This window comes from Pseudomonas sp. B14(2017), from assembly GCF_002113255.1.
Taxonomy (GTDB): Bacteria; Pseudomonadota; Gammaproteobacteria; order Pseudomonadales; family Pseudomonadaceae; genus Aquipseudomonas; species Aquipseudomonas putida_Z.
Genome location: NZ_NEJY01000018.1, coordinates 155,188 through 168,658, shown reverse-complemented (window position 1 = coordinate 168,658; position 13,471 = coordinate 155,188). Strand labels below are relative to the sequence as shown.

Annotated in this window: 13 protein-coding genes and 1 tRNA gene; 6 read left to right on the top strand and 8 right to left on the bottom strand. The window is 63.0% G+C overall.

The genetic code is table 11. The annotated features are described in order from the left end of the window. Window positions 1–154 precede the first annotated feature (154 nt). The 6 genes from hisF to CAG34_RS19530 all read right to left on the bottom strand — a co-directional run bounded on the left by hisF (window position 155) and on the right by CAG34_RS19530 (window position 5,141). A complete protein-coding gene (gene hisF / locus CAG34_RS19555) occupies window positions 155–925 on the bottom strand; it encodes an imidazole glycerol phosphate synthase subunit HisF (RefSeq protein ID WP_025337372.1) in 771 nt (256 codons plus the stop codon). A gap of 10 nt (window positions 926–935) precedes the next feature. Further along, a complete protein-coding gene (hisA, locus tag CAG34_RS19550) occupies window positions 936–1,673 on the bottom strand; it encodes a 1-(5-phosphoribosyl)-5-[(5-phosphoribosylamino)methylideneamino]imidazole-4-carboxamide isomerase (protein ID WP_003257484.1) in 738 nt (245 codons plus the stop codon). Between the two features lie 27 nt (window positions 1,674–1,700). Beyond that, window positions 1,701–1,961 (bottom strand): DUF2164 domain-containing protein, encoded by a 261-nt coding sequence (locus tag CAG34_RS19545; RefSeq protein WP_003257483.1) that lies wholly within the window; start codon window positions 1,959–1,961, stop codon window positions 1,701–1,703. Continuing rightward, on the bottom strand, window positions 1,962–2,600 hold the full coding sequence (gene hisH / locus CAG34_RS19540; protein ID WP_025337371.1) for an imidazole glycerol phosphate synthase subunit HisH: 639 nt from the start codon (window positions 2,598–2,600) through the stop codon (window positions 1,962–1,964). Beyond that, window positions 2,601–3,194 carry an imidazoleglycerol-phosphate dehydratase HisB gene (gene hisB / locus CAG34_RS19535; protein ID WP_003255736.1) on the bottom strand — a complete coding sequence of 198 codons (594 nt, stop codon included), beginning with the start codon at window positions 3,192–3,194 and terminating at the stop codon, window positions 2,601–2,603. A gap of 285 nt (window positions 3,195–3,479) precedes the next feature. After that, on the bottom strand, window positions 3,480–5,141 hold the full coding sequence (locus CAG34_RS19530) for an OFA family MFS transporter (protein WP_015268635.1): 1,662 nt from the start codon (window positions 5,139–5,141) through the stop codon (window positions 3,480–3,482). Window positions 5,142–5,528: 387 nt separating this feature from the next. Here CAG34_RS19530 and CAG34_RS19525 point away from each other — a divergent pair, with 387 nt between their 5' ends. From CAG34_RS19525 to CAG34_RS19510, 4 genes are all read left to right on the top strand, one after another. Then, window positions 5,529–7,775: an AsmA family protein gene (locus tag CAG34_RS19525; protein ID WP_085591898.1), complete on the top strand. Its 2,247-nt coding sequence runs from the start codon at window positions 5,529–5,531 to the stop codon at window positions 7,773–7,775. Further along, complete coding sequence (gene mutY, locus CAG34_RS19520; RefSeq protein ID WP_085591896.1) at window positions 7,772–8,839, top strand: A/G-specific adenine glycosylase; 1,068 nt, start codon at window positions 7,772–7,774, stop codon at window positions 8,837–8,839. Before CAG34_RS19525 ends, mutY begins: the two co-directional genes overlap by 4 nt. Beyond that, window positions 8,836–9,108 (top strand): oxidative damage protection protein, encoded by a 273-nt coding sequence (locus CAG34_RS19515; RefSeq protein WP_003257478.1) that lies wholly within the window; start codon window positions 8,836–8,838, stop codon window positions 9,106–9,108. The genes mutY and CAG34_RS19515 overlap by 4 nt, the downstream gene beginning before the upstream one ends. Window positions 9,109–9,198: 90 nt before the next feature. After that, window positions 9,199–9,274 (top strand) — tRNA-Phe (locus CAG34_RS19510). 141 nt (window positions 9,275–9,415) lie between these two features. Here the strand turns inward: CAG34_RS19510 and CAG34_RS19505 are convergent. Continuing rightward, entirely contained in the window at window positions 9,416–9,622 is a 207-nt protein-coding gene (locus CAG34_RS19505) for a hypothetical protein (protein ID WP_085591894.1), read from the bottom strand. 192 nt (window positions 9,623–9,814) lie between these two features. On the opposite strand from CAG34_RS19505, the gene ppk2 reads away from it, so the two are divergent. Next, window positions 9,815–10,795, top strand: coding sequence for a polyphosphate kinase 2 (gene ppk2, locus CAG34_RS19500; RefSeq protein WP_085591892.1), 981 nt, complete (start codon window positions 9,815–9,817; stop codon window positions 10,793–10,795). A 59-nt stretch (window positions 10,796–10,854) separates the two neighbouring features. Next, window positions 10,855–11,298, top strand: a complete 444-nt coding sequence (locus tag CAG34_RS19495) for a hypothetical protein (protein WP_085591890.1) — start codon at window positions 10,855–10,857, stop codon at window positions 11,296–11,298. A 181-nt stretch (window positions 11,299–11,479) separates the two neighbouring features. Here CAG34_RS19495 and gabP read toward each other — a convergent pair whose 3' ends face one another. Beyond that, on the bottom strand, window positions 11,480–12,865 hold the full coding sequence (gabP, locus tag CAG34_RS19490; protein WP_025337364.1) for a GABA permease: 1,386 nt from the start codon (window positions 12,863–12,865) through the stop codon (window positions 11,480–11,482). Between the last annotated feature and the right edge of the window lie 606 nt (window positions 12,866–13,471).

The window sequence follows — 13,471 nt, the reverse complement described above, 5'->3', positions numbered from 1 at the left end:
ACCATGACCGCATCAGGCTGAAACTCAATGGCCTGAGCCCTGTCAGCTACAGGACTCAGGCCACTGGCTAAAACTGTCCAACTTTTCGGGGGCAGTCCAACCTGTGGGAGCTGGCTTGCCGGCGATGGGCTGCAAAGCAGCCCCAATTAATCGATCAGCGAACGACGATCCCGCGCGAAGCCATGTAGGCCTTGGCTTCCGGCACCGTGTACTCACCAAAGTGGAAGATACTGGCCGCCAGCACCGCACTGGCGTGCCCTTCCAGAATACCGTCAGCCAGGTGCTGCAGGTTACCCACCCCGCCCGAGGCAATCACCGGAATACCCAGCGCATCACTGATCGCACGGGTAACACCCAGGTCGAAGCCGTTCTTCATGCCGTCCTGGTCCATGCTGGTCAGCAGGATCTCGCCGGCCCCCAGGCCTTCCATCTTCTTCGCCCATTCAACAGCATCCAGCCCGGTAGGCTTGCGCCCACCGTGGGTGAAAATCTCCCAACGCGGCTGCTCACCCGGCCCGGACACCTTCTTGGCGTCGATGGCGACAACGATGCACTGCGAACCGAAACGGTCCGCTGCCTCGCCGACAAACTCCGGGTTGAACACCGCGGCCGTGTTGATCGAGACCTTGTCGGCACCGGCATTGAGCAGGTTGCGGATGTCCTGCACGGTGCGCACGCCACCGCCCACGGTCAGCGGGATGAACACCTGGCTGGCCATGCGCTCGACGGTATGCAGGGTAGTGTCGCGGCCATCGACGCTGGCGGTGATGTCGAGGAAGGTGATTTCGTCGGCACCTTGCTCGTCGTAGCGACGGGCGATTTCCACCGGGTCGCCGGCATCACGGATGTTCTCGAACTTGACGCCCTTGACCACCCGGCCGTTGTCCACGTCCAGGCAAGGGATGATGCGCTTGGCCAGTGCCATGGTTCAGTCCTCAGCCTTGGTAGTTGTCGCAGAAGGCCTGGGCCTCGGCGACATCGAGGGTGCCTTCGTAGATGGCACGGCCGGTGATGGCGCCGATGATGCCCGGGGCCTTGGCGTCCAGCAGGGCCTTGATGTCGCCCAGGTTGTGGATGCCGCCCGAGGCGATCACCGGGATCGAGGTAGCTTCTGCCAGCGCCTTGGTGAACGGCACGTTGCAGCCCTGCATCATGCCGTCCTTGGCGATGTCGGTGTAGACGATCGCCGAGACGCCATCGGCCTCGAAACGCTTGGCCAGGTCGATGACCTGCACCGAGCTCACTTCAGCCCAGCCGTCGGTGGCGACGAAGCCGTCCTTGGCGTCCAGGCCAACGATGACCTTGCCCGGGAAGGCCTTGCACGCTTCGGCGACGAACTCCGGCTGCTTGACCGCCTTGGTGCCGATGATCACGTAGCTGACGCCAGCCTTGACGTAGTGCTCGATGGTTTCCAGCGAGCGGATGCCACCGCCGATCTGGATCGGCAGGGTCGGGTAGCGCTTGGCAATGGCGGTGACCACTTCACCGTTGACCGGCTGGCCTTCGAAGGCGCCGTTGAGGTCGACCAGGTGCAGGCGGCGGCAGCCACCCTCGACCCACTTGGCGGCCATGCTCACCGGGTCGTCGGAAAATACCGTGGAGTCTTCCATGCGGCCCTGGCGCAGGCGCACGCAGGCACCGTCCTTCAGATCGATAGCGGGGATAATCAGCATCTTGGGAACCTGTCTGTTCTTGGGTTTTCAGGGCTTCTCGAGCGCCCACAGATCGCTTTCGATGCTCTCGAACCGCTCCTTGAGGTGCAGCTGAACATCGGCAATCGCCCTGTTGTAGTAAAGGGGTGCAATTTCTTTGCTGAACAGCTCGAGGACTTCGGCCACTTCGAACGACCCCAGCTCCAGCTCGAAACGGTCTTCGAGGAAGCGCTTGAGCGTGTGCAGCGCTTCGCGCTCCTGCTCGGGGGCCAGGGTGATGACCGGGGCCTTGGTCTTCGACCTGCTCATTTACCAGCGCCCGTCCCAGGCGACGAAGTTCTGCAGCAGCTGCAGGCCATGGGTATGGCTCTTCTCCGGGTGGAACTGCACGGCAAAGCGCGAGCCATCGGCCAGCGCAGCGGCGAAATCGACACCGTAATGGCCGCGGCCGACCACCTGGGCCGGCTTGCCGGCATTGATGTAGTAGCTGTGCACGAAGTAGAACCGCGCACGGTCGGGGATGTCGTGCCACAGCGGGTGGTCGTTGGTCTGGCCGACTTCGTTCCAGCCCATGTGCGGCACCTTCAGGTGCTCGCCGTCTTCCTGCAGGTCTTTGCCGAAGAAGCGCACCTGGCCGGGGAACATGCCGATGCAGTCGACACCGTCGTTTTCTTCGCTGTGGTCGAGCAGCGCCTGCATACCCACGCAAATGCCGAGGAACGGGCGGTCCTGGCTGACTTCACGCACCAGGCTGTCGAAGCCCAGGCGGCGGATTTCGGCCATGCAGTCGCGAATCGCGCCCACGCCCGGGAATACCACGCGGTCGGCTTCGCGGATGACCGTGGCATCGCTGGTGACCAGCACCTTACCGGCCCCTACATGCTCGAGCGCCTTGGCCACCGAGTGCAGGTTGCCCATGCCATAGTCGATTACGGCTACCGTCTGCATTTACAGGCACCCTTTGGTGGATGGCATCTGCCCGGCCATGCGCTCGTCGAGGGTAATGGCCATGCGCAGGGCGCGGCCGAAAGCCTTGAACACGGTCTCGATCTGGTGGTGGGTGTTGTGGCCACGCAGGTTGTCGATGTGCAGGGTCACCAGGGCGTGGTTGACGAAGCCCTGGAAGAACTCCTGGAACAGGTCGACATCGAAGCCACCGACGCTGGCGCGGGTGTACGGCACGTGCATCTGCAGGCCCGGGCGACCGGAGAAGTCGATGACCACGCGCGACAGCGCTTCGTCCAGCGGCACATAGGCGTGGCCGTAGCGGAAGATGCCCTTCTTGTCACCGATGGCCTGGGCGAATGCCATGCCCAGGGTGATGCCGACGTCTTCGACGGTATGGTGATCGTCGATATGCGTGTCACCCTTGCACTCGATATCCAGATCGATCAGCCCATGGCGGGCAATCTGGTCCAGCATGTGTTCAAGGAAAGGCACACCGATATCGAATCGGGCCTTGCCACTGCCATCGAGGTTGATCGAGCACTTGACCTGGGTTTCCAGGGTATTGCGCTCGACGGAAGCCTTACGTTCGACCATCACCAGCTCCGCAAAATCATTAGGCGAAAAGGGCTTCATTATAGGCCTAGAACGCGCCGGCTTGAAACGCGGATGACATATGGCAGAACGAGGAATTACGCAGGCTGGATACCGTTACAGGTCTATACAACCGGGTGGCCTGGGGCTGCTTTGCAGCCCTATCGCCGGCAAGCCAGCTCCCACAGGGACCCTCACAATCTTCCAGGCCTGTGGCGTACCTGTGGGAGCTGGCTTGCCGGCGATAGGGCCAGTACAGCCAGCAAAGTCAGCCGGTTTTACCACTGATCAATGGAACAGCACAGCTGTCTTCTGCAGGGTAATCCAAACGCCCCAGGCCAGCGGCACGACCACCACAGCCCAGGCCAGCAGCACCAGCGGCAGGCTACCCGGCGCCGCTTTCCACTCCAGCGAGCGCGCCCCGTCGGCGCCCTTGTCATGGCTCAACGCCCGCTCGGCAGCCAGTTCGGCATCGCTCATGAAATGCTTGTCGGCCACCGGTCGCACCAGCATGTTGCAGACAAAGCCCAGCACCAGCAGGCCGGCGAGGATGTACAGGGTCATGTCATAAGCAGCCGCACGCTCCACCCCGGCCGCCAACTGGTACTCGCGCAGATAGGTGATCAACACCGGCCCCAGCACCCCCGCCGCCGCCCAGGCAGTCAGCAGGCGGCCATGAATGGCGCCGACCATCTGCGTGCCGAACAGGTCGGCCAGGTAGGCCGGTACCGTGGCAAAACCACCACCGTACATCGACAGGATGATGCAGAACGCCGCCACGAACAGCGCCACGTTACCCAGGTGCCCCATGTTCGGTACCAGGCTGTACAAGCCCACGCCCAAGGCAAAGAAGGCGAAATAGGTGTTCTTGCGGCCAATGTAGTCCGAGAACGACGCCCAGAAGAACCGCCCGCCGATGTTGAACAGGCTCAGCAGGCCGGTGAAGCCGGCGGCAATCGCGGCAATCTGCGCCAGCTGGGCGCTGTTCAGCTCGCTGAAACTCAGCCCGTTGCCCAGCAGCTTGCCGGCGAACACTTCCTGCAGCAACGGCGAAGCCATGCCGAGGATGCCGATACCCGCCGACACGTTCAGGCACAGCACCAGCCAGATCAGCGCGAACTGCGGGGTCTTCCAGGCCACGCTGACGTGCACGTGGCGGTCGGTGACCATGGTGTTGCCAGCTTTCTTCACCGGGGCGCTCCAGCCTTCTGGCTTCCAGCCGGTCGGCGGTACGCGATACGCCAGGGCACCGGCGGTCATGAACACGAAGTAGATCGCCGCCATGACGACGAAACTTTGCCACACGCCCACTTCCTGCGCATTGCCGAAATGACCCATCAGCGCGGTGGCCAGCGGTGCACCGACCATGGCCCCGCCACCGAAGCCCATGATCGCCATGCCGGTGGCCATGCCGCGCTTGTCCGGGAACCACTTGATCAGGGTCGACACCGGCGAGATGTAGCCCAGGCCCAGGCCGATACCACCGATTACGCCGGAACCCAGCCACATCAGCCACAGCTGATGGGTTTTCACGCCAATCGCCGAAATCAGCATGCCGCCGCACCAGCACAGCGCCGACACCAGGCCGGCCTTGCGCGGGCCAGCGTGCTCCAGCCAACCACCCAGCACGGCCGCCGAGCAACCGAGGAAGACGAAGAACAGGGTGTAGATCCAGCTCAGCATGGAAATCGGCCAATCGCATTCGGCGCTGAACATACGGGCCATGAAGCCCATGTCCGCTGCGCAGGCAACCGGGGCGGTGATGCCGAGGGCTTGCGACAGCGGCAGCCAGAACACCGAGAAGCCATAGGCCATGCCGATGCACAGGTGGATGGCCAGGGCGGCCGGCGGGACCAGCCAGCGGTTGAAGCCCGGACGGGCGATGATGCGCTCCTTCGACAGGAAGCCTGGCGCACTGGCCAAGGTCCCCGCCGCGACGGTACTGCTCATGGATCAGATCCTTCTTATAGGGAGGGTGCAGGCAAAGCGGCGCAAGGGTAGCAGCATCAAGTAGCGTGAAAGCAATCTGATATCGTTCATTTTTGCTCGGCTGAAACGGTCATGTTGCCTATACCGGCCCTATCGCCGGCAAGCCAGCTCCCACAAGTACCCCACCGACCTCGGGGACAGCGGGATCCCTGTGGGAGCTGGCTTGCCGGCGATAGGGCCAGTACAGGCCACACATTCGGAACTGACAAAATCATGGCCGTCGAAAGCCGTACCATCTGCTGTACGCGTAGGAAATGCCCTGTATCTCTAGTCGAATACGCAGGGGCAACCACTGCGGCGCTATACTCTGGCGCTTGAATTTCAAAAACGGACTACAAGGACTCGCCCATGAAAGCGTTCGGCAAAATCCTGGGACTTGGGCTTCTCGGGTTGCTGCTGATCATCGTGGCGCTGGGCTTCGCCCTGACCCACCTCTTCGATCCCAACGACTACAAAGACGAGATTCGCCAGCTGGCACGTGACAAGGCTCATGTCGAGCTGACCCTCAACGGTGACATTGGCTGGAGCCTGTTCCCGTGGCTGGGCCTGGAGTTGCACGAAGCGAGCATTGCCACCTTGAACAAACCCAAGGAGCCGTTCGCCGACCTGCAGATGCTCGGGCTTTCTGTACGTGTGCTGCCACTGCTGCGCCGCGAAGTGCAGATGAGCGACGTACGCGTCGAGGGCCTGAACCTGACCCTGGCCCGTGACGAACAGGGCCATGGCAACTGGGAAGACATCGGCAAGCCGCTGCCCGCGCAGGACGGCGCCAGCGCCGATGCGCAGGCCAGCGCTCCGGCCCAGGCACCGGCCGAACAGGCGTCGGCACCGGCCGCCAGCAACGAACGCGCCGTCAAGCTGGACATCGACAGCCTGACCGTGAACAACGCCCGCGTGCAGTACACCGATGCCAAGACCGGCCAGAGCTACAGCGCCGAAAGCATCCAGCTGAGCACCGGCCCGGTCCACGAAGGGGCAAACATTCCGCTCAAGGCCAGCGCCTTCCTCAGTGCCAGCCAGCCGAACATCAAGGCCCGCACCGAACTGGCCGGCGAGCTGCGCTTCGACCGCAAGCTCAAGCGCTACAACTTCGAAGACATGCGCTTGTCGGGCGAAACCTCGGGTGAGCCCACCGGCGGCAAGACCGTGACCTTCGCCGCCCAAGGCCAGTTGCTGGTCGACCTGGCCGCCAATGTCGCCTCGTGGAACGGCCTGAAAGTCTCGGCCAACCAGCTGCGCGCCTTGGGCGAACTGAACCTGCGAGACCTGGACAAGGCGCCACAGCTGAGCGGCGGCCTGTCCATCGCCCAGTTCGACCTGCGCACCTTCCTCGACAGCATCGGCCGCCCGCTGCCGGCCACCAACGACCCGGCGGCCTTCGCCAAGCTGGAGCTGGTCACCCGCCTGCAGGGCACGCCGAACAGCCTGGCCCTGGAAGATCTGGCGGTGAAACTGGACGACAGCACCTTCAGTGGCCGCGTGGCCGTCGAAGACTTCGCCAAACAGGCCCTGCGCCTGCAGCTCAAGGGCGACACCTTCAACGCCGACCGCTACCTGCCGGCCAAGAGTGAAGAGGCCAAGGGCGCCACCGCCGCGCGCCAGGCCGAGGTCAAGCAACAGGAAGCCACGGCGGTCGCCGGCCCTGGCACCACGCCGCTTCCCAACGCCCCGACCCAGGTCGCCTGGAGCGACGACAAGCTGCTGCCGGTCGACCGCCTGCGCGCCCTCGACCTGCAGGCCGACCTGGCCTTCGGCTCGCTGACCCTGGACAAACTGCCGATCGAAGACGCCCAGCTCAAGGCCATCGGCCAGGGCGGCCTGCTGACCCTGCAAACCCTGCGCGGTGAACTGTACAACGGCACCTTCGAGGCCAAAGGCACGGTCGATGTGCGCCCTGCTGTGCCGCAACTGGGCGTCAACACCAGCATCCAGCGGGTGCCGGTGGAACACTTCATCAAGACCGAGGGCAAGGAACAGACGCCACCGGTCAAAGGCCTGCTGACCCTGACCAGCGACCTGACCGCCACCGGCAACAGCCAGAAGGCCCTGGTCGACACCCTCAACGGCAACGCCAACTTCGTCATCAACGACGGCGTGCTGGTCAATGCCAACCTGGAACAGCAGCTGTGCAAGGCCATCGCCACGCTGAACCGCAAATCGCTCACCGGCGAGCCTCGCGGCAAGGACACCCCGTTCCAGGAACTGCGTGGCAGCCTGGTAGTACGCAATGGCGTCGCCAACAACCCGGACCTCAAGGCACGCATTCCGGGCCTGACCGTCAATGGCCATGGTGACCTCGACCTGCGTGTACTAGGCATGGACTACAACGTTGGCGTGGTCGTCGAAGGCGACCAGCGCGCCATGCCGGACCCGGCCTGCCAGGTCAACGAACGCTATGTGGGTGTCGAAATACCGCTGCGCTGCCGCGGCCCGCTGGAGCTGGGCGCCAAAGCCTGCCGCCTGGACCAGGACGGCCTGGGCAAGGTTGCCGCCAAGGTGGCCGGCAACCGCCTGCAAGACAAGATCGATGAAAAACTCGGAGACAAAGTGAGCCCGGAACTGAAAGACGCGCTCAAGGGGCTGTTCAAGCGATGAGCCCCGAGCAGTTCTCCAGCGCAGTGCTGGATTGGTATGACGAACACGGCCGGCACGACCTGCCCTGGCAACAGGGCATCAACCCGTACCGGGTGTGGGTGTCGGAAATCATGTTGCAGCAGACCCAGGTCAGCACCGTACTCAACTACTTCGACCGCTTCATGCAGGCCCTGCCGACCGTGCAGGCCCTGGCCGAAGCGCCGGAGGACGAGGTGCTGCACCTGTGGACGGGCCTGGGCTACTACACCCGGGCACGCAACCTGCAAAAGGCCGCGAAGATCGTGGTCGAACAGCATGGCGGCGAATTACCGCGCAGTGTCGAGCAGCTCACCGAGCTGCCCGGCATCGGCCGCTCCACCGCCGGCGCGATCGCCAGCATCAGCATGGGCATCCGCGCACCGATCCTCGACGGCAACGTCAAGCGCGTGCTGGCCCGCTACACCGCCCAGGCCGGCTACCCCGGCGAACCCAAGGTGGCCAACCAGCTGTGGGCCACGGCCGAACGCTTTACCCCGCAGCAGCGAGCCAACCACTACACCCAGGCGATGATGGACATGGGCGCCACGCTGTGCACCCGCAGCAAGCCCAGCTGCCTGATCTGCCCGCTGCAGCGCGGGTGCGAAGCGCACCTGCACGGTGAAGAAACCCGCTATCCCGAGCCCAAGCCGCGCAAGGCACTGCCGCAACGCCGCACACTGATGCCACTGCTGGCCAACCACGAAGGCGCCATCCTGCTTTACCGCCGCCCGTCCAGCGGCCTGTGGGGTGGTTTGTGGAGCCTGCCGGAGCTGGACGACATCGCCCAGCTCGACGATCTGGCCTACCAGCACGGCCTGCGCCTGGCTGACAGCCGCGCCATGGACGGCCTGACCCATACCTTCAGCCACTTCCAGCTGGCGATCGAGCCCTGGCTGGTGCGCGTCGACCCGGTCGGCCAGCACGTGGCCGAGGCCGACTGGCTCTGGTATAACCTCGCCACCCCGCCGCGCCTGGGCCTCGCCGCCCCGGTGAAAAAGCTGCTCAAACGCGCGGCCGACGAACTGATTGCAGGAGACGCCCGATGACCCGCACCGTGATGTGCCGCAAGTACAAAGAAGAACTGCCAGGCCTGGAGCGCCCGCCCTACCCCGGCGCCAAGGGCCAGGACATCTTCGAACACATCTCGCAGAAAGCCTGGGCCGACTGGCAGAAGCACCAGACCATGCTGATCAACGAAAAGCGCCTGAACATGATGAACGCCGAGGATCGCAAATTCCTCCAGGGCGAGATGGACAAGTTTTTCGCCGGCGAAGAATACGCCCAGGCGGAAGGCTACGTTCCACCCTCGGAATGACCCCACGGAACGTAAGCGACGGAATTAATTTAAAATTTTTTCAAAAAGTCGTTGACGAGCGGTCTGAAAGTCTATTTAATTCACCTCGTCGCCCAGATAGCTCAGTCGGTAGAGCAGAGGATTGAAAATCCTCGTGTCGGCGGTTCGACTCCGTCTCTGGGCACCACCTTCAAGCTTCTGGTGGTTGCAAAGTTACCCGAAGCGACAACAAGAAACCCGCCTAGTGCGGGTTTTTTGTTGTCTGTGGTTTTTGTTTTCCAGGAAAACCCCCGCCTCATCGAGGGGGGGGGCCGCACTACAAAAACGCTTAACCCTCAAACTCACTCTGCGTCATCTGCCCCAAGTAGGAGACGCTCAACAAATGCAGCGTCTGGCCCGGGACCGAATCGGCGATTTTCTTGATGTCCGCCGCGGTCACCCGATAGTTATCAGCGGGCAGAGTTCCCGAGCGGTAACCCACCTCCTCGCCGTCTTCGTCATAGCTGATGAAGTTGAGATAAAAGTAGTGCTTCATGTGTAACCTCCAGTTCAAGTGCCCCACACCGTGCGAGGCCTACGCAGCCTATTTGGCACTTGCAGCCGACAGCAGATGGAACCGATGACAAGGTGGCGCCAGGCCATTAGCCATTGACCCGCATCAACGAGGCAGCCGCCCACTCTCGATAGCATGGAGCATGGACATCCGAATCGACCCGCAAGGACCTCCATGAGCGAAGAATCCCCCCTCCTGCTCCCCGCCCCCAGCGCGCCCGCCACCACCCAAGCCCGCACGCGCCGCCCACGCCAGCGCAAGCCGGAACCGACGATTACCAGCATCAGCCAGCAGCCTGCAGCGCTGGAAGTCGCCACCGCCCCCAAGGGCAGCAACGAAGACAGCACCTCGGCCCGCTTGCCGACCAGCTATCCATACCGCACCCGTCTGCGTCGCCAGGACTACGAGAAGGCCAAGCACGCGCTGCAGATCGAGTTGCTCAAGGTGCAGAGCTGGGTAAAGGAAACCGGCCAGCGCGTGGTGATTCTGTTCGAAGGGCGCGATGCGGCGGGCAAGGGCGGTACCATCAAGCGTTTCATGGAGCACCTCAACCCACGTGGCGCGCGCATCGTGGCCCTGGAGAAGCCTTCCGAGCAGGAAAAAGGCCAGTGGTACTTCCAGCGCTACATCCAGCATCTGCCCACGGCAGGTGAAATGGTGTTCTTCGACCGCTCCTGGTACAACCGCGCCGGCGTCGAAAAGGTGATGGATTTCTGCTCGCCACTGCAGTACCTGGAGTTCATGCGCCAGGCGCCGGAGCTGGAGCGCATGCTGTGCAACAGCGGCATCCTGCTGTTCAAGTACTGGTTCTCGGTGAACCGCGAAGAGCAGCTGCGCCGCTTCATCTCGCGCCGGGACGACCCGCTCAAGCACTGGAAGCTGTCGCCCATCGACATCAAGTCGCTGGACAAGTGGGAGGACTACACCGCAGCCAAGGAGGCGATGTTCTTCCATACCGACACGGCCGATGCACCGTGGACGGTGATCAAGTCCGATGACAAGAAGCGTGCGCGGATCAACTGCATCCGGCACTTCCTGCATTCGCTGGATTACCCGGGCAAGGACCACAGCGTGGCGCATGCCCCGGATGCGCTGCTGGTCGGGCGCGCATCGCGAGGTTTCGAGGAAGATGAGGCAGAGCCGCAGGCCAGTTGAATCGGCGTGCCTGCTGCGCTTCAATACGCGCAATTTCCGCCCCACCAAGGATTCACCCCATGGCCACCCCCACCAAGCAACAGAAACGCGCCAAGCGCGCCGCCAGCAAGGCCAAGCAGAACCGCATGGTACGCAGCGGCCAGGCAGTCAAGGCCAGCGCAGGCGACAGCGCCAGCATCGAGCAGGTGTACAACAAGGCCATGGAATCGGGCAGCTACGAACCGCTGTTCAAGAAGATGAAGGAAGCCCAGGAAGGCGGCCTGGTACCGATGATTTCGGTGTTCCTGGTAGACCCGCTGCTGGCCCTGGTGCTCAAGGGGCACAAGGAAGAACACGCCACCGACTACATCGTGCTGGTGTTCAATGCCTACCGCAAATGGCTGGACGGGGCCGACGAAGAGGCCACCATGGCCTGGCTGGAGAGCGATGAGTTCCAGGCAGCCTATGTGGCGGCTTCGGAGCTGGTTGCCAAGCAGCAACAGCAGCAGAAGCAATTTGGCTGATAGGGCTGTGTAGCCTGCCCGGGCCCTATCGCCGGCAAGCCGGCTCCCACAAGAACACCACAGGGCCCGAAGGCAATGCCGTCCCTGTGGGAGCGGGCAAGCCCGCGAAAGGGCCGGTACAGTCAACAAAAAAGGCCGCGCCCTTCACAGGACGCGGCCTTTTCATTTCAGCCAGCGCGGATCAGTTGTCCAGCGCCACCCGCCCGGCAGCTTCACGCTTGCGGTGCACCAGCAAGCCAGCCGCCACCACACCAATGCTCAGCAGTGCGGTCGCGATGATTTCGGCGCGGTGGTCCTCACGCAGCGCCATTACCACCAGAATGGCAATGATGAAGGCAATGGTCGCCCAGGTCAGGCCCGGGAACAGCCACATCTTGAAGGTGATCTTCTCGCCGCGGGCCTCACGCTGGGCACGCATGCGCAGCTGCGACACGGCAATCACCAGGTACACCAGCAGCGCGATGGCACCAGAGCTGGCCAGCAGGAACTCGAACACCTGGGCCGGGGCCACGAAGTTGGCGAACACACAAAGGAACGCCGCTGCGGTAGACAGCAGAACCGCCACATGCGGGGTAGCCGACTTGGTGGTGCGCTGGGCAATGGCCGGGGCGTCACCACGCTTGCTCAGCGAGAACAGCATGCGCGACGAGGTGTACAGCGCCGAGTTCAGGCAGCTGGTCACGGCGATCAGCACGACGATGTCGACGATCAGCTTGGCATTCGGCACACCGATACGGCTCAGCACGGTCTGGTAGGAACCGGTCTCGGCCAGGGCCGGGTCGTTCCACGGTACCAGGGCCACGACCAGGAAGATCGACACCAGGTAGAACAGGCAGATACGCCAGATCACCGAGTTGGTGGCTCGGCTGATCTGCTTGCCCGGATCCTTCGACTCGGCAGCGGCAATGGTAACGATTTCGGTACCCATGAACGAGAACATGGTGGTCAGCATGGCTGCCAGCACCGCGCCCAGGCCGTTAGGCATGAAGCCCTGGGTGTCGAACAGGTGGCTGGCACCGCTTACCTGGCTGCTCGGCACAAAGCCGAACATGGCAGCACAACCCACAGCGATGAAGCCGATGATCGCCAGCACCTTGAGCAGGGCGAACCAGAACTCGAACTCGCCGTAGTTCTTCACGCTGCACAGGTTGGTCAGGGTCAGCGCCAAGGTGATGACCAGGGAGAACGCCCACAGGTCGACCGCAGGGAACCAGGCATGCAGGATGGCCGCGGCGGCGTTGGCCTCCAGCGGAATTACCAGCACCCAGAACCACCAGTACAGCCAGCCAATGGTGAAACCGGCCCAGCGCCCGATGGCGCGGTCGGCATATGTAGAGAACGAACCGGTGTCAGGCGAGGCGACAGCCATTTCACCCAACATGCGCATCACCAGCACGACCAGCGTACCGGCGGCAGCGTAAGCCAGCAGCACGGCTGGGCCGGCAGCAGCGATGGCGTGGCCGGAGCCAACGAACAGGCCGGCACCGATGACGCCAGCGATGGACAGCATGGTCACATGCCGTTGTTTGAGCCCCTGAGCGAGGTCATTGGAATTGTTACCGCTCATTAAAACTACCTTTGTAAGGAGTGGACCACTCCGACTGCGGTTACGGAGCGCGCCTGGGGTTGACCTGGGCGTCGCTGCAATCGGCGGTTTCCTACTGGCAATAAGCGCGCCATGTGCTGAATGCATTCGTCAGAAAAGTCGGCGGGCCTTTTAGCATGCGGTTTGGAGGGCTTTCGGCCAACGGCTGACCGAAAGGCCGCCAAATCATCGGATTACTGAAATACCCACTTACAAACGCACCAAAGGTGCTCCCCGGTAACACCTGTGCACCGCTGCAATGCAAAAAAGTGCAACCTAGAGGTACAACCTGAAGACATGGCCGCACCCGTTCGCGGGCATGCCCGCTCCCACATGTTAGGTGCAACCATTTGAGCTTTTTAACGAACCTGTGGGAGCGGGCGTGTCCGCGAAAGGTCTAAAACCGCTTCCATGAGCGGGCCAAAGCTGGCACCATCGCGCCTTTTTTCATCAAGGCTCTGGTGCTGGGCGACACCTTCGCGGACATCCGCGCGACGTTGCGCTGCAACGATGCGACAAACCGCCCCACCAGCGCCCCGAGTCCCCAGCGACCCTGTTGGCCGTGATAATGCCGCTATGCTAGCTTGG

What these genes read in the sequence shown, in the direction of transcription:
- hisH (WP_025337371.1), bottom strand. Translation starts at nt 2,600, where the DNA reads ATGCAGACGGTAGCCGTAATCGACTATGGCATGGGCAACCTGCACTCG.
- ppk2 (WP_085591892.1), top strand. Translation starts at nt 9,815, where the DNA reads ATGAGCGAAGAATCCCCCCTCCTGCTCCCCGCCCCCAGCGCGCCCGCC.
- CAG34_RS19525 (WP_085591898.1), top strand. Translation starts at nt 5,529, where the DNA reads ATGAAAGCGTTCGGCAAAATCCTGGGACTTGGGCTTCTCGGGTTGCTG.
- CAG34_RS19530 (WP_015268635.1), bottom strand. Translation starts at nt 5,141, where the DNA reads ATGAGCAGTACCGTCGCGGCGGGGACCTTGGCCAGTGCGCCAGGCTTC.
- CAG34_RS19495 (WP_085591890.1), top strand. Translation starts at nt 10,855, where the DNA reads ATGGCCACCCCCACCAAGCAACAGAAACGCGCCAAGCGCGCCGCCAGC.
- CAG34_RS19505 (WP_085591894.1), bottom strand. Translation starts at nt 9,622, where the DNA reads ATGAAGCACTACTTTTATCTCAACTTCATCAGCTATGACGAAGACGGC.
- hisB (WP_003255736.1), bottom strand. Translation starts at nt 3,194, where the DNA reads ATGGTCGAACGTAAGGCTTCCGTCGAGCGCAATACCCTGGAAACCCAG.
- hisA (WP_003257484.1), bottom strand. Translation starts at nt 1,673, where the DNA reads ATGCTGATTATCCCCGCTATCGATCTGAAGGACGGTGCCTGCGTGCGC.
- hisF (WP_025337372.1), bottom strand. Translation starts at nt 925, where the DNA reads ATGGCACTGGCCAAGCGCATCATCCCTTGCCTGGACGTGGACAACGGC.
- CAG34_RS19515 (WP_003257478.1), top strand. Translation starts at nt 8,836, where the DNA reads ATGACCCGCACCGTGATGTGCCGCAAGTACAAAGAAGAACTGCCAGGC.
- mutY (WP_085591896.1), top strand. Translation starts at nt 7,772, where the DNA reads ATGAGCCCCGAGCAGTTCTCCAGCGCAGTGCTGGATTGGTATGACGAA.
- CAG34_RS19545 (WP_003257483.1), bottom strand. Translation starts at nt 1,961, where the DNA reads ATGAGCAGGTCGAAGACCAAGGCCCCGGTCATCACCCTGGCCCCCGAG.
- gabP (WP_025337364.1), bottom strand. Translation starts at nt 12,865, where the DNA reads ATGAGCGGTAACAATTCCAATGACCTCGCTCAGGGGCTCAAACAACGG.